This window comes from Halalkalibacter oceani (genome assembly GCF_023715705.1).
GTDB classification, from domain to species: domain Bacteria; phylum Bacillota; class Bacilli; order Bacillales; family Bacillaceae_D; genus Halalkalibacter; species Halalkalibacter oceani_A.
Window position 1 is genome coordinate 84,115 of the sequence record NZ_JAMBOS010000007.1, and the last position, 22,274, is coordinate 106,388.

Sequence of the window (22,274 nt, forward strand, 5' to 3'; positions counted from 1 at the left end):
CTGTTTTGGCGCACGCTAAATAGCAAATGACGTAGAGAGTGGGGAATAAAAGTGAAATCATTAACGCTCACATTTAAAGTTTCAATTCTGCTGGCTGTCGGTTTTGTGCTGATTGGCGCTTTGTTTCCTCGTCCGCTTGAAGCAGCCATGCTTCAGGCACAAGCTTTTTTCCTCAATGTCTTTGGCTGGTTTTATAGCCTGTCGGCGACGTTCTTTTTGTTACTTGCCCTGTTTCTGATCGTTAGCAGATACGGAAAAATCAGACTCGGAAAGGATACGGATCGGCCTGAATTCAGCAGGCCGACCTGGTTCGCGATGCTTTTTAGCGCAGGGATGGGGATCGGACTTTTGTTTTATGGGGTATCGGAGCCGGTTTCACACTACGCGACCCCTCCCTATGGCGCAGGAGGGACGCGGGACGCAGCTTTACTCGGTCTGCGCTATACTTACTTGCACTGGGGATTTCACGCCTGGGCTATTTACGCAATTGTCGCCCTCGCACTGGCGTATTTTAAATTCCGCAAGGACGCACCTGGACTGATGAGTGCCACTCTTCAGCCTATTTTAGGCGACAGAGTAAAGGGAGGAATCGGTAATCGCTGTCTTTGCAACGCTCTTTGGTGTCTGTGCCTCGTTAGGGCTCGGCTCCCAGCAGATTAACGCGGGATTGAACTATTTACTTGGTGTTCCAGTTCAATTCAACGTTCAATTATTGATCATCGGCATTATTACGGTGCTGTTTATTATTTCGGCCAGTACAGGAATAAAGAAAGGGATTAAGTATTTAAGCAATACGAATATGATATTAGCCGTTACCCTGCTCATTACGATGGTCATTCTTGGTCCAACCTTATTTTTGTTGAATTTATTCACTCATACACTAGGCACCTATATCCAAAACCTGCCGCAAATGGGATTGCGTCTGGCTCCCTTTGATCGTGAACAGGCCGAATGGACCCAGAACTGGACGATCTTTTACTGGGCGTGGTGGATCTCATGGTCACCATTTGTCGGCATGTTTATTGCCCGTGTTTCCAAAGGAAGGACGATCCGGGAATTCGTGATCGCCGTTCTTCTACTTCCGACAATTGTCTGCTCGTTTTGGTTTTCAACCTTCGGCGGGACGGGCATTTATCTTGATCTCATCAACGGACTTGATGTGGCCGGGCAAAGCCTGGAAACGGGGCTGTTTTACGTTTACGATCATCTCCCTTTTGGCGGGATACTTTCGGTTATTACACTGCTGTTAATCAGTACATTTTTTATTACATCAGCCGACTCAGCGACTTTCGTTCTCGGGATGCAGACAACAAACGGAGAGCTGAACCCTTCCAATTTCATTAAAATTTCGTGGGGACTAGTGTTAGCCGCCTCAGCCATTGTTCTCATGGCGTCAGGCGGGCTGCAAGCAATGCAAACCGCGATCATTGTCAGTGCATTTCCGCTCACTTTAATCCTGCTCGTCATGAGCTTCGGATTGGTGAAAGCATTTAAAATTGAAGTAAGGCCGTTTGCCAAAAGGAGAAAGATTCCTAAGCCTCAGTTGGAGTAAGAAGAAACAGCAAAACAGTACACTCCTTTGTGATAGCTGAGAGCTTAAGTATTTCAGTCTGTATCGCGTTAAGAAATGCGAGTGAATTCTGCACCACTAAAAAAAGAAGAGTCTTGCTACTCCATTATTCGTAGCAAAGCTTTCATTACGAAAAAGCTGCTGAAAAAGTGAAAATCATACTTTTTCAGCAGCTTTGGATAATCCTTTACCTCTTAGTATTCTACTTCCATTAGTTCATCAAGCGTGATGATACTGTCGGCATCCGGAATACCAATTGAGAAGTTTGGCTCTTCGTTAATACGTGATTTCGATTGACCACCGTTGATTACAAAGCCTACTGTTTCACCCTCGAGTGCAAATTCAAGATCAAGGTTGAACTGGTTGTAAGCAAGATAGTGGTTACGATCAATCACGACATACTCTTCAAATTTGTTAATGTTCAGCACATTTTCAATTTCTGTCAGAACCGTTTGAAGTTCAAGCTGCAGTGCTTCAAGCTCTTCCTTCACCAATTCCGCATCTTCAACAGTAATTCCGAACAGTTCAGCAAATTCTGGATCAGCCATTAAGTCAACCATATCCGGCATAAAGCCGCCGATGAAAACAGTTAAAAATTCTTCAAGCTTCTCGTTCGTAAGCTCAAATTTCACCACATGCTTTGCATCGATTGAGTTTGGATAGTCAATCGCGTTCAATGCAACTTGCTCATAAAAACCATCTGTAAAGTGATCGAAGAATAGATCATAGATCGCTGCCGCAAGCTCTGTTTGCAGATCAAGGTTCATCATGAACGGATCTTGACCTGAAAGCTCAGCAAGCTCTTCTAAATCATATTCAATGAATTTCCCATTCAGCTCCTCTGGTAATGGGAACAATGGTGAATTCGGCATTTTCAGCCACATTTTTGTTTCAGTCATCACAATCGGCATTTCCAATGTTACATTCATGTCACCGCCAAGTGTGACTGCCAGTACCATTTCAAGCTGCATCGGATCAAGCTGGTATGTGCCGTTCTTGATTTCAACCGAAATGTCTTCAAGCACACCGGCAATCATTGCGAATTCTGGATCAATATCCGTGAAAGAAGCAGGAAGGCTGATGCCCATTTCAAGATCTCCTGCGAAATCGTAAGACTCAATCTCAAGCTCGTTCGCATACACTTCTTTTAACAATGACGCTAAGTCTTCAGTATCTCCGCTTTGCAACGTTTTTACCAACAGCACGGCAAACTCGGCACGAGTCGTAGCTTTGCTTGGTGCATATGTACCATCCTGGTAGCCTTCTGTAATGCCGTTTGAGTAAATCGCATCAATCGCTTCCTTTGCCCAATGACTGTCCGCCACATCTGTAAAAGAAGCTTCACCAGTCGCTTCCAAAGAGAAGGCATCCGTCAACACAGCAGCCATTTCAGCACGGGTTAACGATTGATTAGGGTTGAATTGATTATAGCTTCCTGACATAATTCCGGCAGCTGTCACCGCCGCAATCGCCTCATAAGCATAGTGACTTGCTTCGACATCCTGATAGCTCGGCTCTGCAACCGCCGTATCTAAATTAAGAGCATTCGTCAGCATGATTGCTGCCTGCGCCCGAGTAACCGCCTGACTTGGACGGAATGTCCCATCATCAAATCCGTTAAGCACTTCCTGCTCAACCAATGTGTAGATTTCTTTTTCTGCCCAGTGCCCCTCTGCTACATCGCGAAATGTGGTTTCAGCACTTGCCTGAAAAGCTGGCAAAATACTAAAGAGAAGCAAGGTTACGAGTGTTGCTACAATACCTGATTTACGCATAAATATCCTCCTTGATTTGTGATCCATCCTACTTATTCTAGCTCGAGTTGATATAATCCTGCATTTATTTTATATTTTTTTTATTTTTTCACCAAAAAAATAAAAGAATACCATAAATGGTCGTCTTACCCTTCATGGTATTCTTCATATTTTTCTCTTTATCTTTTATCGAGTCCGTGGAAGAGTACTTTCAGATAATCCTCGATAACCGCTTCATACGTCTCTCCCTTTTCAAGCTGGTACGTATAAATCACCTTCAACCCATTTAAGACGGCCGCCGCCGCAATACGCGGCGGGACGTCACTCACCTCATCAGCCTGAATCGCTTCTGCAAAAATTTGCTCCATCGTACCGAGCAGCTCCCGCTGTTTTTCCATTAAACGGCGATGAAGATCGGCCGGTATTTTCCCTAAATTGTTGAGCATGATCGCCTGCAAATCCGATTTCGTCCGAAAGATCTCGAGGTTTTTCTGAAACAGTCTTTCCACTTTTTGATGCACGCCTCCAGGCTGCTGCAATACCGCTGTCAGCTCGTCAACCATATTCGAAATCCCTTTTAGAAGAACTTCGCAAAATAGGGCTTCCTTGCTTGGAAAGTATTCATACGTCGTTCCTTTCCCGACACCAGCGCTTTTGGCGATATTCTGCATCGTCGCCCTGTCAAAACCCTCTTCTGCAAAATTGCGCAGGGCCGATTGCAGGATCAGTTCTCTCTTCTCTTCTTTATTCTTCAACTTCCACCGCCCCTGTCTGAATGTTCTTCTTTCTTGTAAAGAGACGCTTCACTCGATTTGCAAAGTCATCCAAGAAGGTATACATTACCGGGACTAAAACAAGTGTAAAGATTGTGGAGAAGCTCAAGCCGAATATAATGACGACTCCCATCGGCGCCTGTGACTCAGCTCCCTCGCCAATTCCCATCGCGATCGGGACCATCGCCAACGCCGTCGTCAACGTCGTCATCAGGATCGGACGAAGACGGCTTCGTCCAGCCTCGACAATCGCTTCAAAGCGATCAATGCCCTGTGCCCGCAAAATGTTAATATAGCTGACGAGAATAATCGCATTGTTGACGACAATCCCCGCTAGCATAATCAGCCCGATAAAGGCAGGTATACTCAAAGGATGACCAGTGACAAACAATCCTACCAACACCCCTACGACTGTTGTCGGCAAGGCGAACATAATCGTAAATGGATGGACAAAGGATTCAAACTGGATCGCCATCACTAAATAGACAAGGAAAATCGACAGGAGTAAAGCCAATGTCAGTTGTTCAAACGATTCGGCCATATCCTCGACCTGACCGCCGATCGAAACGGAATAACCGTCCGGTAGATTCATATTATCAAGCCGCTGTTGGATCTGCGTCGTCACCGTCCCGAGATCCACGCCGTCCACATCGCTCGTCACCCGGACTTGTCGCTGCTGGTTACTGCGGTTAATTTCAGACGGACCTTGAACCTGCTTCAGCTCGGCAACCGCCTGAACAGGGACATCGACGCCGGCATTCGAACGAACGACCATCGTCTCCAAATCACGAATCGTCTTTCTGTTTTCTTCCGGTAAAATAACTCTTACATCGTACTCATTGCCATCCGTCCGGTACTGGGTGGCCAGCTGTCCGTTAAAGCCGAGGACAACCTCATTCATGACCTGCTGGTAGGACAATCCATACTGGCTGGCAAGGTCACGGTCAACAATCACCTGGAGTTCCGGACGACCTTCGGCGACGCTGCTTTCCACATTCGTCGTGCCATTCACTTCTTCCAGCATCCAGACAACCTGCTGGGAAAGGTCCTCGAGTACTTCAAGTTCAGCCCCGCTGATATTCACCTGAATCGGTGAACCTGCACTCATTCCGCCTTCTACCCCCTGAACCGTAATCTCAGCTCCAGGAATATCACCGATGGCGGATGTTAAGGCGTTTCTTAATTCATCTGTCGTCATCTCGCGCTCGGAAGGCGGTACCATCTGAATCGTGTATACCGCTTCATTTGAGGCAGTACCACCAAATCCGCCACTTCCGCCGCCAATGGAAACATAGCTCGTCTCAATCACATCGGCATACGAATCCAAATGGCTGTTGATCTGCCCGACAATTTGCTCAGTTTCTTCAATCGTTGAACCACTTTGCCCAACAACACTGATGCTGAGCTGTCCCTGGTCGGCACCCGGCATGAAATCAGCACCGATAAACGGGATTAATGAGAGGCTGGCAATGATGACAGCTCCGGTGAGCAGCAGCGTCGTTTTTCGAAAACGGAGAGCCCGTTGAAGCAGGTTACCGTAACGATCACGTACTTTATTAAGCAGTTTATTAAATCCTTTATTATCCTCACCGTCAAAAGAGACCTTTACATTGCCGAGCATCTTCGATGACAGCATCGGAATCAAGGTCAGCGACGCAATCAGCGACGCAAACAGTGAGAAAGCAACAGTTAGAGCCAATGGACGGAATACTTCAGCAGCCAGCCCTTCTACAAAGACAATCGGTACGAAAACGACAATTGTCGTCAAAGTAGATGCCACAACGGCTGGAGCCAGTTCCGCTCCCCCTTCGATTGCCGCTTTCTTGATCGGATACCCTTTTTGCAACTTACTAAATGTATTCTCCAATATAACGATCGCACTATCGACCATCATCCCGACACCGAGTGCAAGTCCCCCCATTGAAAGGATGTTTAGCGTTTCTCCGGTAAAATACATTAAGGTGAATGTCGAAATAATCGCAATCGGGATCGTTAACCCGATAACAAGCGTTGTCCGGAAACTGCGTAAAAAGAGTAGCAGAATCAAGACAGAGAGCACAGCCCCCATCAACATATTATTGACTACACTGTTAATCGACTGTTTGATAAATTGTGACGTATCCATGACGACAGATAAGGACAGCCCTTCTCGTTCAAGGTCCGGCTGAAGCTCGTCAACGGCCGCCAAAAGACTGTTGGCAACATCGACCGTATTTCCGTCTGATTGCTTCATCACCGATAGAACAAGCGCTTCCTCGCCATTCACCTGCGATTTCAATGCCACTTCTTTAAACGTATCATGAATATTGGCCACATCCGACACTTTAATACTGCCGCCTGTTTGCAGGGCAATTGGTGTTTTCGCAATATCGTCAACCGAAGTGAACTCACCATTGACACGAAGTTGAAGATCCTGCGTTCCCCGTGTCAAGTTCCCGGCCGAAGCATTGTTATTTTCTCCATTGATTGCCTGCACAACCTCCATCCCGGTCACTCCGTAATGGAGCAGCTGAGCCCGGTTCAATTCAACGAGTATTTCGCGTTCTTTCCCGCCTTCAATCCCGATGGAAGCCACGCCGCTCAGTCTTTCCAAATAAGGTTCAATATCATCTTCAGCTACTTCCTGAAGACGATCCGCCTCCGCTCCGCCTAAGCCGAGCCACATAACCGGCGTTTGCTGTGGATCAATCCGTAAAATCGACGGCCTGTTCGCCCCATCTGGCAACATCCCGGCGACCTGATCAATCCGTTCTCGAATATCGTTCATCACATCATCGATATCGCGCCCATAGTCAAATTGCATAATGACAAGAGAAGCCCCCGGAGAGGAAACGGATTCAACCGTCGTTACCCCTTCAATCGTACTAAGCGAGGACTCCACCGGCCTGCTGACTAATTCTTCAACCTCCTGCGGCGCCGCGCCGTCATAAGTCGTCGTCACGACCGCCACAGGAATATCCATTTCCGGAAACAAATCAATCGCCAGGTTCTTTAAAGAGATCCCGCCAAGAACAAGAGCAGCGATAACCAGCATGATGACCCCAACGGGGCGTTTGACTGAAAGTTCTACAAGCTTCACGTTAGTTATCCTCCTCTATGATTCTGACCAGGTCTCCATCACTCAAAAGGTTTTGGCCTTTTACGACGACCTCTGCTCCTTCCATGATGTCCCCTGTAATCGCCGTAAACTCAGTATCATAGCGGACCACTTCAACATCCTTCCGGACAGCAGCGCCATCTTCCACAACAAAGACATATGTCTCTTCCTGGCGCTCGACCACCGCCGCAGTCGGTATAATCATACTGTTTTCCACAAGCACTTCTTCAATATTTAACGTCGCTACCATACCAGGGCGAATGTCCCGGGCTTCGTTGTTGACTTCAACCTCGACCGTGATCAAGCCGGAATCATTGTTCGTTGGTGAAATATAGGCAACCTGTCCTTGCTTCGGCTCTTCCAGACCGGCAAATTCCACCTCGATCTGATCACCGATATCAAATAACATCAGCTGCTCGGCTGTTACTTGCACCGTTGCATTGATAACATCGACTGTGATTAAACGGGCAAATGGTGCCTGGCTGGAAACAAGCTCACCAGAGCGGGACTCCACCGAAACAATTTCTCCATTTGCCGGAGCGGTAATCACATAATTATCAAGCTGCTCCTGAGCGCTCTCCACGCCGAGCTGAGCCTGCTCGACAGCGAGTTGTGCCTCCTGTACGGCGATTTCCGCGTCACGCTTTGACGAAAGAGCCGACGATACGCCGATCTCCGCCTGTTCAACGGATGCCTCTACAGAAGCCAGTCCGACTTCGCTTTCAGCCTGGTTCTTATTCAATCGCACCTGCTCATAGGCCGAAGCGGCCCGAGTTTCGGCATTTACCGCCTCTTCATATTCAACCTGTGAAATGAGCCCATCCTGATAAAGAGCGGTCATCCGCTCGAGGTTTTTCTTCGCTTCATCCCATTGCGTCTGAGCGTTCTTCAATTCAAGCTGCAAACTATCAATATTGTTTTGACGGTTTTGCTTCGCCTCAGTCAAGCTGGCTTCCGCCTGCCGCTTACTGGAGAGCGCCTGCTGATAATTCGCCTCAGCCTGATTCAAGCCATTGCGTGCTCGCTCCAGCGCGCTTTGGGCTTGCCTTACAGAGCCCTGCTCTCTTTCTAATGCCCGCTGCTGCTCGCCGCCGTCAATACGTGCAAGAATTTGGCCGCGTTCGACCTGATCTCCCTTTTCTACCAATACTTCAATCAGCTCTCCCGATGCTTTCGGTATAATATCAAGATCCGTTCCAGGAGTTGCTTCCCCTACTAAGCGGTTACTACCACTTAAAGAGCCTGTTACAGCTTCGGCCACCGCTACCGGGGTCTCCGGGGGTGGTTCGTCACTTACCTCCTCAACATTATTACAACCTGCTACAAATAAACCGAATGCCATCAATAAAAGTGGTAATGTTTTTTGCTTACGCACCTGTCCCATTCGTTCTTAATCCCCTTTTCCATCCTAATTATAAAATCATCAGCTCACTGACTGACCAGTCAGTTCTGGATTTCAATAGTTTCATTGTAGGGCTCTGGAAGCACTACGTCAATTCATATCAAAAAAGTTTACAAAGTCTACACAGTTTTAATGGTACTAAGTGGAAAACTCTTCTCTCTTCTGATCATGATCAAAAACGGCCTACGCCTCCTATCCTGGGTATTTTGCAACATGCCATCTCTCTACATACGCAGTTGCCATAAAATAGTTTCATTAATTTAAACAAAAAAAGAAATGCCCTAACCAGGCGCTCCTTTCCGCCTTAATTAAGACATTTCCTTCCTTATTATTCAGTAGAATGTATTATTGATAGTCTCCTGTAATAAACAGCTTTTCCGAGGAACCAGGCGCAGCAACAGCCTCAACTTTAAGCTCTTGAATACCACCAATTTCCAAGTTCACTTCCTGTAATGGCTGACCCGCTGTCAACGTAACATCCTTTAAGACCGTTTCACCGGCAATGACTTGAACGCGAATATCTTTATCCGCATCGATCGCCGCCAGAGTCAGATTTACTGTCTGGTATTTATTCGCTGGAAGTAGGCTTATATTTTTAGCAGCCGAGTTAATGCTTTCCAACACGATTCCGGATTGATAGTCTTTGCCTTGCTGTACGGTATATCGCTTATCCACAGTTGTAAAGGCGGAATAGCCGACCTTTACCTCCTCAGACGTCACGGGCACCGACTCCGTCCCTTCTCCTAGAGAAATCGTCTGTGTTTGCTGATCCCAGTCGACTGCGACTCCCAACGCCTCTGACACTGCCCTGATTGGCAGATAGGTTGTGTTTTGATATGTAATTGGAGCTAATTTCTCATTATTTTGATCTGTCGGCACCCAATTACTCCCATCAATAACAAAAGAAATAGACCAGTTTAAGTGAGCCGAGATCCGCTCCAAAATCGGCGACGCGCTCGCCCCTAAAGCAAAGCCAACCACCAGTACACTTGCCATCATAAAAACCATCAGTTTTTTCTTCATAAAAAAATCCCCTTCCCTTTTCCTAGTTATATGTACACCCACACCGCAGTTCAGGGAACATTTTAAACATTCTAAATTCAATCGGCAAGTTTACTTCGTACTGCATATTTTTTCCTTCATTCTTAAAAAGTGTTGAAAATTTCTGTTGATAACAGCCCCACCTGAACCTTTGACGTATGCCTAAAGGTCTGGACGCTTTAGAATAAATGATGCCGACTGCCTGTCTGCCGGAAGAACGCACTCCCAGCAGACTTCATAAACCATTGTTCAGCTAATCCTACTCCGCCTTCTTACGCAGCATAATAAACACATTCGTAATGAACTTTGAAAAGAGAAGCACGACGATATACAAGAAGAACATGTAGAATAACGTTCCCTCATATAGGCGCAGCAGGCCGATGGCAATAAAGATCGGCTTGCAAATAAAAGAGAACACCGCGGCTAATAGGATGGCGTACAAATAGTAATTTTTGTTGTGCTTTAATGTCCATTGATACATCAGCATGAAAGATACTGGAACAAGTGAGGCATCCAGGCCAAGATTGCTTGATACTTCGACCAGAATCTGATGGGGATAGCCCCAGAAGCCGTGCCTTATCCCGATCGAATCAATATAGGTGATCCAGACATGAATGTTAAAACCATAAAACCCGAGCAAAAAAGCACGCTTTTTATCAATCTTAAAATAGAGGACGATTAACGGAATAATGAGGAGTGCGAGATTAAACCAGAATTGCCACGCATCAAAGCCGGAATGCAGCTTCCAGTATTCCTTATAGGCTTTCGTTAACTCGATTTGCATGGAACGAACCTATTCAAACATTTCAATTTGATCACTATTCATCAGACTGACTCCTTCATCTATTTTCCTATAGAATTCCCATTTTTTTCTTACTGCTATACCCTTTATGTACAAAAAAGCTGAATTTCCTATTAATCAGCCTTTTCTCTTGCCTCCTGTTTACGTTGAACAGCTTGCTATAACAGCTGGATTTCAGAAAACGACAGAATTTCCCTTCTCTCTCCAGGTAGTGACACGTATCATTCAACGCTTTATAATAGCAGTAAGGTTGTACAGAATTTTCATACTTTTTCCATGCAAATAGATAGGAGTTGAAGGTCATGAGTGAAAAAGGAAGCTTTGGTCAATTTGGCGGCAGCTACGTCCCTGAAGATTTAGGGAAGGTGCTTGGACTGTTAGATGAGCAATTTGAACGGTATAAAGAGGATCCCGAGTTTATCGAGGAATTCAAGTATTACTTAAAGGAGTTCGTCGGCCGCGAAAATCCGCTGACGTTTGCCAAGCATTTAACAGAGAAAAACGGCGGGGCCAAAATTTATTTAAAGCGCGAGGACTTAAATCATACAGGCGCGCACAAAATCAACAATGCGATCGGGCAAATTCTGCTGGCGAAACGAATGGGTGCCACGCGCATTATCGCCGAAACCGGCGCTGGGCAGCATGGCGTGGCAACGGCTACAGCCTGCGCGATTTTCGGGATGGACTGCACAATTTATATGGGAAAACTCGACACGGAGAGACAAGCATTAAATGTATTTAGAATGGAGCTGCTCGGGGCCAAGGTCGTCGCCGTCGATGCCGGGCAAGGACGGTTGAAGGATGCCGTTGACGCCGCCTTAAATGACCTCGTTGAAAACTATCAGAACACGTTCTATTTATTAGGATCTGCTGTTGGGCCCCATCCGTTTCCAACGATGGTGAAATTCTTTCAGTCGGTGATAAGCGAAGAGTCGAAGAAGCAAATTCTTGAAAAGGAAGGTCGCCTTCCGACCGCGGTTGTTGCTTGTGCCGGCGGCGGCAGTAACGCAATCGGGGCCTTCGCGCACTATCTCGATGAGCCGGAGGTCCGCTTGATCGGGGTAGAGCCGGCGGAAGCGCCCTCTCTTACAGAAGGAGTTCCCGCGGTCATCCACGGGTTTAAATGCTTAACCTTGCTTGACGAAGAAGGAAATCCGAAGCCGACCTACTCGGTTGCCGCCGGGCTTGACTATCCGGGCATCGGACCGGAGCACAGTTATTTAAAGGAAACGGGACGGGCGGAATATGTTACCGTCACCGGTGCCGAAGCGCTCGAAGCATTCCGGCAACTTTCAAAAATTGAAGGAATCATACCGGCTTTAGAAAGCGCCCATGCTGTCGCCTATGCCGGCAAGCTCGCCCAGTCGCTCAACAAGGACGATATTATTATCGTCAACCTTTCCGGACGTGGAGACAAGGACGTCCAGCAAGTATACGAAATGATAAAGGAGCAGTAAAAATAAAGAATTGGTTCCATGAGGCAGGGCCCGTCCAAAGAGCGGAACCACCACGATTGTTTAAAAGCCCGTTATGAGAAACCCGCTCATAACGGGCTTGTGACGTATGAAGCCATTGAAACGAGTCTTGCACTGTTCTTTCCGGCAGGCTTAAAAATGGTTCCCGACTTCCCCTTCCCACGGATCGCCTGACGTCCAGCCGATTGTCGTGCTTTTTTGCGTGCTCACTTTGCGTATGAGATCATCACGTTTTAGCAACGAAGGAGAAAGCTCCGTTCCAAGTCCGGGGCTTTCCAGTGGATACAAATGCCCCTCTTTAATAACCGGCTGCTCAGTGACTAGAGCCTCATAATAACTTCGATAGAAAGCGCGTACCGTTTCGACGATCATGACATTTTCCGTGCTCGTACAAACGTGAGAGTAGGCAATTGTTTGTACAGGTCCGCCGCAGTTGTGAGGGGCAAGCGGCAGCTGGTACGCCGAAGCAAGCGTCGCTATTTTCTTTATTTCAGAAATTCCGCCGACCCAGCAAATATCAGGCATGATAATCGTTGCCGCCCGCTGCTCAAGCACCGGCATAAATTGAAAGCGTGAGAACAGGCGCTCACTGACACAAAGCGGGGTTGATGTCGCTTCTTTTAATTCCTTCAGCGAGCTAATCGAGTCGACAGCAATTAAGTCCTCAAGCCACATCGGCCGGTACGGCTCCACCGCTTGGGCAATTCGAATCGCGCTCGGCACATTCCAGCAAGCATGTCCTTCCAAAGCGATCTCGATTTCATCTCCAACCGCCTCTCGTATTTGTTTAAAGACGCTTACCCCTTTTTGCAGATCGGCGTTGGAAATCGAATGTCCTCTCGTTTTTTCGCTAAACTGGTCATAGGGCCAAATTTTCATCGCGATAATGCCGTCTTTCAGCAGCGATTCCGCCAGCTCACCCGGTTTTTCGCGCGAGAGCTCCCAATCATTGTAGGCTCCATGACTCACACATGTATTGTACACCCGAATGGACTCCCGACATTTTCCACCAAGCAACCGGTAAAGCGGCTGATTCGTATATTTGCCTAAAATGTCCCACAGCGCCAGATCAATCGCGCTGATCGCCCGCATTTCAGAGCCGGCATAACCGTGATAGTGGGCGCTTTGGTACATATCATGCCAGAGCTTCTCAATATGTAAAGGGTCCTGACCAAGTAAAATATCCGCCAAAATATCATGGATAATCGTTTCAGCCCCCATGACACGCGGCGTCGTTTCTCCAAGCCCGATGATCCCTTCATCTGTATGAAGCTGTACCCATAATAAATTGGGGTGTTCCGGTGTTCGAATCGTTTCAACCTTTGTAATTTTCACTTTCCATCCTCCTTATTGAGCCGCTCTTACAGCCCAAGCTTCGTTAGCATATCGTTAACTTCCATATGGCTTGTAAATGTCTCTACTGCCTGTTGGACATCCCTGTTCTTCAACGCCTCGAATAACGCAACATGAGTTTCCGCAATATCCTCAAGCTTATGAAAATAGCGGGGGTGCGTATGGGCAATAAAACGGCGCACATGCATATCAATCCGGCTCCAAATTTTCAGGCTGATTGTTTTTCCGGTTTTTTCGACGAGATAACGGTGAAAAAACATATCATAGGAAATCAGCTTCCCCAAATCCTTTTCCGTCGCGGCCCCTCTCATTAACTGGATCGTATCAGCCAGTACCTCAAGGTCTTTATTTGTTAAAAAGTCGATCACCTTTTTAACGGCATTGAGCTCGATCATCTTCCTGTATTCAAACAACTCTTTCATTTCTTCGACTGACAGCGCTGTCACAAATGACCCGGTAAATGGAATCAGCTCAACGAATCCATCTTCCTCTAGCTTTTGCAGTGCTTCTCTTACCGGAGCCTGACTGCATGAAAACCAGCCTGCGATTTCAAGTTCCACTAAACGCTCCCTCGGCTGAAGCTCTCCGGTGAGGATCCTCTGCTGTAATTCCGAGTAGATTTTTTGTTTAAGCAATTTTTTCTCAGCTTGAGCCATGCGATTACTCCTATCTCATACAACTAAGATTATCAATAGATTATCGATAATCTATTTTTACAGTACATAACCTTTCCCTGTTTGTCTATGATCAATTTCAAAAAAATCGAAAAACTGAGCTTTTTAGACTGGTAGCTGCACACCAACGACTTGTTCCATTGGCACAGAGCTCCGCCTTTCCTCCCCATACTCTTTACCCCTTTTCTTAAAAATAGAGAATTTTCCGATCATTTATCTATACTTTTTCCTATGTCATCTCGGTAAAATCAATTTTATAATAAAAAAAGAGTAAATCTTTCCAGTGAGAGAGGAGGGTAGCCGATGAAAACATTGGTCGTCAGCTCGCTGCATCATGATCTCCAATCCCTGCAGACCAAGCTACACGAACAAGCCGGACAAATGGCCAGGCTTGAGGCAGAACTTTCAGCTTTTATTAGCATCGATTCTTTTGAAGGCGAAGGTGGAGGAGCAATCCGCAACTTCTTTCAGGAATGCCACCTGCCGTTTTTACGTTTTTTTCAGCATTTCCTCTTAGACTACCAGCGGACGATCCAACAGATGATAAACTCCCTTGAGGCTTTGGAGCCCGCGCAAGAAGGGGTTATTCAGCAAAGCTACCTTGACCACAATATTCAAACCGGAATTGAACAGGCGAAAACAGTGATCACTCAATTAACGGATTCGGCCAATCAGGCTATTCAGCAAGTGGGCGACATCCTCTTCCTGCCACGGATTCAGGACGAAGAGGCGTTGCACCATCTCGAACGGGCACGACAGGAAGCGGATGAAACGGTCGAGAAGCTGCTGACATTCGACCATCGGCAAACATCGGCCCTGACGAATGTGGCGGCTGATCTCCAACTGATGAAGCAGTATGTGACTGATGTGGAAAGAATGTTTCAATTTGGCAGGCTGACGGTCAATACGTTCCATCCGGGCCAATTGACGTTTCAGGCCTCTCACATTAATCTTAGAACCGAACTGTTTCAGAAACAGTCTTCCTTTCTGGCTTTGGCTGGTCATGATCCTTTCCGGTATCCGCCAATCGGCTTTCCCAACTGGTTCAATCCAACATTGCAGCCTTATGGCAGCCTGACCTTTGGCACGGTGCCTCTCGCTCATTCCGCGCACAACGTGCAGCAAGTATCGAACACCGACGATGCGCAGTATGAAATCGATACTCCTTCCGGCTGGGCGGAAGCGGGGTCGTTCGTCCTCGACTTCATCCCGATTGTCGGCAATATTAAGGCCGGTGTGGAGGCGGGAAGCGGCAGTGATCCAATTACAGGGCGTGAGCTGGAAGGCTGGGAACAGGGCTTGGCCGGTGCCTCCATTCTGTTAGGCGGCTTCGGAAAACTTTTCTCGCGTGGTACGAGAGCGGTGACGAAGCTTGGATCGAATGTGCCAATCCGCTATGATGACCGCGTAATCAGAAGAATGAGAGAGGATGGCGGCACGCATCATAACTTCCCTACTTCTTTTGATCAGACGATTCTTTCAAAGAAACCGGCCGTAAAACGGGCGGACGGACGCGAGGAATTTTTAAATACGGGCTCAATTAACGGACAGCCGGGCGTCTACCATATTACAATAAAAGATGATGTCATTACGCACCGTTCCTTCATTCCGGAAAGTGACTGGCAGCGTTACTCCAACCGCTGGGGCTTACCGTCGATAAATGACATTAATTAGCACTTATTGAAGGAGGAGAAGCACTTGAAGCAACTGCACTATCAAACAGAGGGCGAGCTGACAGACGAACGTCTCAGACTTACTTACGGCTCCCAACTGATATTTGACGGATACACCGATGATTTGGTCACCTCCGCCTCAGGCGATCTGCAGTTGAAACTGAACTTTGGCACGAAGGAGACTACCAGAGTCAGCGCGCGAAAGCTCGGTGAACAGATTATCTGGATTCCAGAATTGCCTCTGTCTGCCAAAGATTCGTATACGACACTCCTGTTTAGCGAGCAGCAGTTCACTGAGCTGTGGACGGCTTTGCGCTATGATCCGGCAGCGGATCTCACCCTGATCCCTGCGATCAGCCCGGATGAACTAAAGCGGACCTGGCTGATTGCAGCCATAGCGGAGCCGCAGCTTTCCGACCTCGCCGCTCTTGCCCGCTCTGCAAAAGAACAGATTATCGCCTGCTCAGACGAGCTGGAAGAGCAGCAGCCATATTTTACGCAATTAATTGAAGAGGACTGGTCGAAGATGGATACGGGACGTCTCCAGGCAGTCGAAAGCGATTCGGACTGGAAAGATGGAACAGCTTACCTGAACGACGGGGGCGAATGGGTGCCGCTGAAAATCGACCTTGCTGGCAAGCGCTATCTTCATGTAGGGAATGGAATTTGTGTACGTACATAAATACAGGTTCCCCATGGAACGCTGAAAGGTCAAAAGGGACCGGGCAAAAGGTAGAAAAAATACCTTTTGCCCGGTCCCTAAGCAATTCGCGGCAGCGCCACGGATTTGTGGCGTGCGGAGACAGTGTTAATAGGTCAAAAAGAGGACTATCCCGACCATGATGATCGGCGAAAATCCTCTTTTCTTCATCCCCCGGCAGACAGCTTTACTCTTCAGCAGACAGCGCCACCGTCTCTTGCATTAGCTTCCCTCTGACGGCAATTCGCTCCCGGCCGTCTCTTGTACAGGTGATCAGCGTGATTTCCTTGCGGAATGGATGGTCCTCTAAAACGTCCACATACGTTGGTTCGATTACTTCTGTGGAAAATACCTGATACTTATACGTTCTCTCATTTGCATGCAATAAAATGGTATCCCCTTTATCTACTTCCGGCAAGCGGCTAAAATGACGTTCAGCCCGATAGCCTCGATGCCCGGCGATCGTAAAATTCCCTTCACCGGGCACCTGCTCTTTTTTTATTTGCGTGAGGGCCATCCTGAGGTTTTGCTCTGTTGTCTCAGGCAAAACAAGCTGTTCCAAGCCAATTACCGGGATTTCGAGTTTCATCACTTGTTCAAGCTCACTCTCGTTCATATTCTTACCCATTACATTCACTTCGACATGATCCTGACCCGGATCAGCAACGAGGGAGAGGGCTTCCTCCAAAGCCCTCACGTCCCGGCTGCTTTGCCATTCAAATGCAAAGGGAATCAGAGTCAGAATCGACCCAACCAGCAGCAACCAGACCCCAATGATCAACTTGAAATGTCCTCTACTCATCCAGCTCACTTAATCCTTTACTCAACTGACTTGAATCGGCGATGAAGCAGAATTCCGCCACCAAGCGTCAGGCAGATCAAGCCAAGAATCAGCATATAAAGGAATCTCTCTTCTCCTGTTTGTGGAAGCAACTGACCAGAATTCGGTCCTTTTTCAATAGATGGTCCCCGATCATTTGGCGTGTTCCCTTGCCCACCGCCGTTCGGCTGCTCTTTATCTTCTTTATCGCCACCACCCGGATTATCTCCGGTTCCAGGACCAGGTTCCGGTTGATCTTCATCACCATTATCGCCTGGATCATCACTATGGTCAGGATCATCACCGTTACCATTATCCGGATCACCAGGATTATCACCATCACCGCCACCTGGTTCTTCCCCATCGTTATCACCTGGCTCTTCTCCATCGTTATCGCCAGGCTCTTCCGGATCTTCTTCTTCATTCTCGTCCGGATCCTCAGGCGGTCTTGGTCCTCCACCGCCGCCTCCACCAGAGCTGCGACGCTGATTTTCAACGAGAAGTTTAACGCTCTCCTGCTGATTTAATTCAATGGTGAATAAATGCGGCGTCTGATCAAGACGGTAGCCCGCTGGTGCCTTTGTTTCGACAAATTGATACGCACCAGGCCTCAGTTCATCGACAACGAGCTTTCCATCTTCATCTGTCGTTAACCCCGTTTTCAATGCTACACCGTTTCGGTCCTGCAGCTCAAATTCCGCGCCGGCAAGCACGTTTCCATGATTTCTGCGATCAACCTTGATCAGTACAACCGCACCCGGAATCAATTGATTTTCGGCTCTAACAATCAGCCGCTCTTCTTGCCCTTTCACAATCGTAAATTCAAACGGCTTATCAGGCAGTAGATAATGTTCGGCTGCTTTCGTTTCCACAAATTGATACGTTCCCGGCCGTAAGTCGTCAACCACCAGCCTGCCGTCCTGATCCGTCGTTAAGCCGGTCTGTAACGTCGTGCCCTGACTATCCTGAAGCTCAAACTCAACCTCCTCCAGAACCAGTGCCGGTTCGTCCTTGTCGACCTTTACAAGCTCAACCGCTCCCAGTATGATCGTATTTTCCATTTGCAGTTTGAGCAGTTCAATCTGATTTTGCGTAATAGTAAACGAAATTGGAGTTGTGTCAATCTCATACCCAAATGGAGGAGTCACTTCAACGAATTGATACTCTCCCGGTTCCAAATTGTGGCGCAAAATAACACCCTCTTCATTCGTCTCTATTTCCTCAAGAGTAACAAAATCATTTCCCTGCTTTTTCTTCAGCTCAAAAATAGCCCCTGACAGTCGCTCCTGTGTATCTTTATCTAGCTTTTCAAGCTGAACCGCACGCTTCAGTTTCTGATTTTCAACTTTGACCGAATTGTTCCCATCAATCTTCACTGGCAGCGTATCCGCGATACCGACAACATATCCTTCCGGAGCTCTCGTCTCCTTCAGCAAGTAGTCGTCAAACAACAGGTTCTCAAATGTAACCTTCCCGTCAGCTCCGGTTTCCAACGTTCTGATAGCAATGGTTCCCGAACTGTCATAGAGCGTAAAACGAGCGCCCGCTAACGGTTCATCTGTTCCGGCAGCGACCTTCGTCACTTCAAGGCTTCCTGTTTCACCGCTCCCCGTTCCGGATCCATCCGTGAATCTGACAATAATCGTTTCATTCGATTCTGTTTCTTCTATTGTAATATGCTCACCGGATAGAGTAGCTGTGTTCTTAACCTCTTTCCCGTCAGTGGCGCTAATAAAGGACTGATACTCCAAAATATAGGCGCGGTCAACATCCTGACTGAAGCGAAGCTCAAAGTACTCCACGCTCTCATCCTCTAAAAATTCAAGCGTATAATCCTCGCCAAAATCTAACTCACCTGCTTTTGTGATATTTCCTCCTTCATCAACATTCGTTGCGTACAGCTTAAAGGAATCACGCATTAATATTTGATTTGCGCTAGGCCGATCGATTAATTTGGCATTGGAAATATGAGACTGGCTGTAATTGATTTTCACTTGCCAATTAATGACCTTGCCATTTTGCGTTCCTGTTTTTCCGGTAAATTCGCCGCCATGCTTAATGGAGAGCGAAGCATCAAGCTGTAAAGGATGATCGTTAGCACTTTGAACGAGCGCTCTATTATGATAACGATCCTTAATAAGCTGATCTGCTAAACTTGTTTTGTACGTGATCCAATATGGTGTTGTCAGCGTGTTGTTAAATGAGATTTCAAAGCCCGGTTCCCCGTTGGAATTTTCTACCTTTTTAATTGTATAATCAGTCCCCAGATGTAACGATTCTCCGAGTCTCACCCCATCAGCGCCACCTGTCAACTCCATATGATAAACCTCAATCGAATCTTCAAGAAGTTGCTGATTGTCGAGGATGTAGTCTGTCACAACGACATTCTCTAACTCATTCAAGTTATAGTTCAAACCGACATTCCATGTAATTTCCTTTGTAACGGCATTATAGGAGCCATTCTTAAAGCCATTGTTTTGTGTATACCGGTCCGGATTGAAGACAGCAGTCGCCTTTTGCGTTTTATCCACACCGGCAGTATCCTTCCAATTCAATGTGGCTTCATTGATGAAATTCTTGCTCCTGTCCTCTCTCCGATCATAATCAAAGCCGGTTGTATATGTTATCGTACGAGGTGTGCTGATCGTTCCTTGAAATTCAATCCTGAAGCCATCTTCAAACGAATGAAGTGTGTACTCACTTTCATCTAGTTCACGGTTGCCCTCTTTAATAACAAGTGTGTCTTCCATAAAAGGTAACCCTTTATTCGTAAATTCATCCGTCAGGACAACGTTTGTCATTTCATGAGAGTCTTTATTAAAGACGATCGTCCAATTCGTTGTCTTGTCTTTATAATTAGCTGACCCGTTGCTCTTTTCGAGTATCTGCTGCCTGATTGGCTGTGAACCGGAAGATTCATGCTCACCGAATTCTATTTTATTTACGATTGTGCCATCATGATATACACGGTCTTTAGCTTTCGTTTGATAAATGATTTTATAGGCATGAGAAATATCCTGGTTAAATTGCAGGTCAAATCCATTCCCCGCCGGAATAACGGAATAGTTGGTAAACTCCGTCTGCGCGGCTTCACCGCCATCTTCATTAATCTCTACTTGATACACTTCAAAGGAGTCCCCCACCAGCAGATGACTATCTGAAAACAGATCGGTCAGCTTTGCCTCAGCCTGTGGGATCGACTTCTCGTTATAGTTAAATTTGATTTCCCACGTAATCAGCTGATTAGGACCATCATAACGGACGGCCCGCTTTTCAAGTGGCTTGCCCCGCCGGGTTTCCACTTTCGCCGAAGCTTCCTGATCAGTAATATTGTCACCCTTTAAAAACGCTTTATTTTCATACGAGGTGGCATCTTCAATAATGACGTCCGTCTTAAAGATAACCCGGTAAGCTGTGGAAATATCGCCAAAGTTGAGCGGAAATGTTCCATCTCCCATTGCTACCTGATTGCCTTGGACAGCGCTGCCATCAAGCTGCATATTCAGCTCATACACTTCGATTGACCCTGGCTGAAATGCCTGGCCTTCTTCAATCGGATCTTCCAGAACCGCCCCTTCAATGGCCTGCAGCGACTTATTCAAATCAATCGTCCAGGTGATTTCCTTCGCATTGTAGCCTTTATCCGGTGTGCCACGCTTTTCCAGCGTACTGCCCGGCTTCGGCTTAAAATGAACAGGAATAGTTGCGATCACTTCATCTCTAATTTCAAAAACAATTTCCTGGATAATATCTCCTACAAGATCTTCACGAAACGCTGTCCGGAAATTTAGCGTCCCCATAATATTGGAAAGCTGCTCGATCGTTTCATTGAAGGTCATTGTTACCTTTCGATCCATACCCAGCTCAAACGTACCCATGTTGGTCGATCCAAAGGTCAGCTCGCCATTTACCGGATTGTAGACTTCAAAAGCGTCCGGCAAATAAAAAGTAAAGGTCGAACCGGCTTTATAGCCATGACCGTTCTCCAGTTTCCAGTTGAGATGAATGTCAACGATCTCCCCGAGGGAAGGTTGGTTGTCAGGACCGAATTCGTTGCCATCCTCATCCTTTAATAGAATGCTCGTAATGATATTTTCTTTAATGACAGAGGGATCATTCTCCTCAAGAAATTCGTCTAGCAGACTTTCTTCTTCCTCAATGACGTCAGCCGCGTCTTCTTCCATTTGCTCCTGATCTGTTTCCTCCTCCAGACCTTCTTCTGTTCCCGCTTCTGAGTCATCCCCTGATTCTGTTTCCTGACCGGAATCATTTGGACTGTCTGCGTCCGGTTCAGCCGGATCCGTTCCCTCTTCATCATTGCCGTCCTCCGCGGCAGGATTTTCTTCCTTGGCTCCGTCGTCAGAATCAGTTCCTTCTTCTGCTCCGTCCTCAGAATGAGCATCCTGATCGGTTCCTTCTTCCGCTCCGCCCTCTGAATGAGAGCCTTCTTGTGCACCTTCCTCGGTTTCTGTTTCAGAGGCAGGCGTCTCTTGCTCATCCTGTTCGGCAGGCCCTTCGGCCTCTGCGGCTTTTAGACTGTTGGCAAAAGCGACCGTACTCGAAAAAGTCTTTCCACCGGCGGAAATGCTCAGTTGCATGTGATCGCGATCCCGGATCATCCCCTGATTGAATCCAGCCTTGATCGTAAATTCGCCTTTCCCCTCCACCGCACTGCCGTTGTCAGAAATAGAGGCTGTAATCACTCCATTGGCGGCGCGATACGTCCCGGCATTTGTGCCGCCTGCTCCGGTTAATATACCTTGTTGTTCTTGTGAAATCGTTAATTCCTTAGGCAATGTAATCGAATATGTTTCGCCCGTGACGTGCTGACTACGTTCCCAGCCAATATGTACATTGACCAAAGAGTCCTTCTCCACTGCCGTACTCGCATCCAATCGTTTGCCGTTTCCATCAGTCAGCACAACATTTGTGAAAAGCGATTGTGGTGAAGCCTTCGCACTAGGTAATATTCCCATATTTATCGTCAGTGTCTGAATGACAAACAACAACACAAAAGCGGCTAACCCAATTTTTCTACCCAACTGCAGCTTCCTCCTTGCCTTCTATTTATTAAGCCTGATCCGGCCTTTACTGTGTCATGATAAGCAAACACTCTTATGCATCTCTTTACCTTTTCTTA

The 22,274-nt window shown here is 47.1% G+C and carries 13 protein-coding genes and 1 pseudogene; 4 read left to right on the top strand and 10 right to left on the bottom strand.

Going from position 1 to position 22,274, the window contains the following annotated elements; all coding sequences use genetic code 11:
- Positions 1 to 51 precede the first annotated feature (51 nt).
- Positions 52 to 1,552: pseudogene (locus M3212_RS09245) on the top strand (BCCT family transporter).
- A 212-nt stretch (positions 1,553 to 1,764) separates the two neighbouring features.
- Here M3212_RS09245 and M3212_RS09250 read toward each other — a convergent pair.
- The 6 genes from M3212_RS09250 to M3212_RS09275 all read right to left on the bottom strand — a co-directional run bounded on the left by M3212_RS09250 (position 1,765) and on the right by M3212_RS09275 (position 10,421).
- Complete coding sequence (locus tag M3212_RS09250) at positions 1,765 to 3,345, bottom strand: S-layer homology domain-containing protein (protein WP_251193683.1); 1,581 nt, start codon at positions 3,343 to 3,345, stop codon at positions 1,765 to 1,767.
- A gap of 158 nt (positions 3,346 to 3,503) precedes the next feature.
- Positions 3,504 to 4,079 carry a TetR/AcrR family transcriptional regulator gene (locus M3212_RS09255; RefSeq protein ID WP_251193684.1) on the bottom strand — a complete coding sequence of 192 codons (576 nt, stop codon included), beginning with the start codon at positions 4,077 to 4,079 and terminating at the stop codon, positions 3,504 to 3,506.
- The gene (locus M3212_RS09260) at positions 4,069 to 7,176 is read right to left on the bottom strand and encodes an efflux RND transporter permease subunit (protein WP_251193685.1); all 3,108 of its coding nucleotides are present in this window, start codon (positions 7,174 to 7,176) and stop codon (positions 4,069 to 4,071) included. The genes M3212_RS09255 and M3212_RS09260 overlap by 11 nt, the downstream gene beginning before the upstream one ends.
- Before the next feature lies 1 nt (position 7,177).
- The gene (locus tag M3212_RS09265) at positions 7,178 to 8,578 is read right to left on the bottom strand and encodes an efflux RND transporter periplasmic adaptor subunit (protein ID WP_251193686.1); all 1,401 of its coding nucleotides are present in this window, start codon (positions 8,576 to 8,578) and stop codon (positions 7,178 to 7,180) included.
- 363 nt (positions 8,579 to 8,941) lie between these two features.
- Positions 8,942 to 9,619: a stalk domain-containing protein gene (locus M3212_RS09270; RefSeq protein ID WP_251193687.1), complete on the bottom strand. Its 678-nt coding sequence runs from the start codon at positions 9,617 to 9,619 to the stop codon at positions 8,942 to 8,944.
- A gap of 277 nt (positions 9,620 to 9,896) precedes the next feature.
- Complete coding sequence (locus M3212_RS09275) at positions 9,897 to 10,421, bottom strand: CBO0543 family protein (RefSeq protein ID WP_251193688.1); 525 nt, start codon at positions 10,419 to 10,421, stop codon at positions 9,897 to 9,899.
- A 320-nt stretch (positions 10,422 to 10,741) separates the two neighbouring features.
- On the opposite strand from M3212_RS09275, the gene trpB reads away from it, so the two are divergent.
- Complete coding sequence (trpB, locus tag M3212_RS09280; RefSeq protein WP_434084040.1) at positions 10,742 to 11,896, top strand: tryptophan synthase subunit beta; 1,155 nt, start codon at positions 10,742 to 10,744, stop codon at positions 11,894 to 11,896.
- A gap of 150 nt (positions 11,897 to 12,046) precedes the next feature.
- Here trpB and M3212_RS22280 read toward each other — a convergent pair whose 3' ends face one another.
- Positions 12,047 to 13,249 carry a mandelate racemase/muconate lactonizing enzyme family protein gene (locus M3212_RS22280; protein WP_251193690.1) on the bottom strand — a complete coding sequence of 401 codons (1,203 nt, stop codon included), beginning with the start codon at positions 13,247 to 13,249 and terminating at the stop codon, positions 12,047 to 12,049.
- A 26-nt stretch (positions 13,250 to 13,275) separates the two neighbouring features.
- The gene (locus M3212_RS09290) at positions 13,276 to 13,923 is read right to left on the bottom strand and encodes a GntR family transcriptional regulator (protein WP_251193691.1); all 648 of its coding nucleotides are present in this window, start codon (positions 13,921 to 13,923) and stop codon (positions 13,276 to 13,278) included.
- A gap of 321 nt (positions 13,924 to 14,244) precedes the next feature.
- On the opposite strand from M3212_RS09290, the gene M3212_RS09295 reads away from it, so the two are divergent.
- Positions 14,245 to 15,615, top strand: coding sequence for a T7SS effector LXG polymorphic toxin (locus M3212_RS09295; RefSeq protein WP_251193692.1), 1,371 nt, complete (start codon positions 14,245 to 14,247; stop codon positions 15,613 to 15,615).
- A 24-nt stretch (positions 15,616 to 15,639) separates the two neighbouring features.
- The gene (locus M3212_RS09300) at positions 15,640 to 16,296 is read left to right on the top strand and encodes a hypothetical protein (protein WP_251193693.1); all 657 of its coding nucleotides are present in this window, start codon (positions 15,640 to 15,642) and stop codon (positions 16,294 to 16,296) included.
- 205 nt (positions 16,297 to 16,501) lie between these two features.
- On the opposite strand, the gene M3212_RS09305 is transcribed toward M3212_RS09300, so the two are convergent.
- Both M3212_RS09305 and M3212_RS09310 read right to left on the bottom strand, forming a co-directional pair.
- Positions 16,502 to 17,116, bottom strand: a complete 615-nt coding sequence (locus M3212_RS09305; protein ID WP_251193694.1) for a class D sortase — start codon at positions 17,114 to 17,116, stop codon at positions 16,502 to 16,504.
- Positions 17,117 to 17,133: 17 nt separating this feature from the next.
- Positions 17,134 to 22,176 (bottom strand): collagen binding domain-containing protein, encoded by a 5,043-nt coding sequence (locus tag M3212_RS09310; RefSeq protein WP_251193695.1) that lies wholly within the window; start codon positions 22,174 to 22,176, stop codon positions 17,134 to 17,136.
- Between the last annotated feature and the right edge of the window lie 98 nt (positions 22,177 to 22,274).

Bases quoted from the DNA above. Each gene is read 5' to 3' on its own strand.
- M3212_RS09270 (WP_251193687.1), bottom strand. From the start codon at position 9,619: ATGAAGAAAAAACTGATGGTTTTTATGATGGCAAGTGTACTGGTGGTT.
- M3212_RS09275 (WP_251193688.1), bottom strand. From the start codon at position 10,421: ATGCAAATCGAGTTAACGAAAGCCTATAAGGAATACTGGAAGCTGCAT.
- trpB (WP_434084040.1), top strand. From the start codon at position 10,742: ATGAGTGAAAAAGGAAGCTTTGGTCAATTTGGCGGCAGCTACGTCCCT.
- M3212_RS09250 (WP_251193683.1), bottom strand. From the start codon at position 3,345: ATGCGTAAATCAGGTATTGTAGCAACACTCGTAACCTTGCTTCTCTTT.
- M3212_RS09295 (WP_251193692.1), top strand. From the start codon at position 14,245: ATGAAAACATTGGTCGTCAGCTCGCTGCATCATGATCTCCAATCCCTG.
- M3212_RS09290 (WP_251193691.1), bottom strand. From the start codon at position 13,923: ATGGCTCAAGCTGAGAAAAAATTGCTTAAACAAAAAATCTACTCGGAA.
- M3212_RS09265 (WP_251193686.1), bottom strand. From the start codon at position 8,578: ATGGGACAGGTGCGTAAGCAAAAAACATTACCACTTTTATTGATGGCA.
- M3212_RS09305 (WP_251193694.1), bottom strand. From the start codon at position 17,116: ATGAGTAGAGGACATTTCAAGTTGATCATTGGGGTCTGGTTGCTGCTG.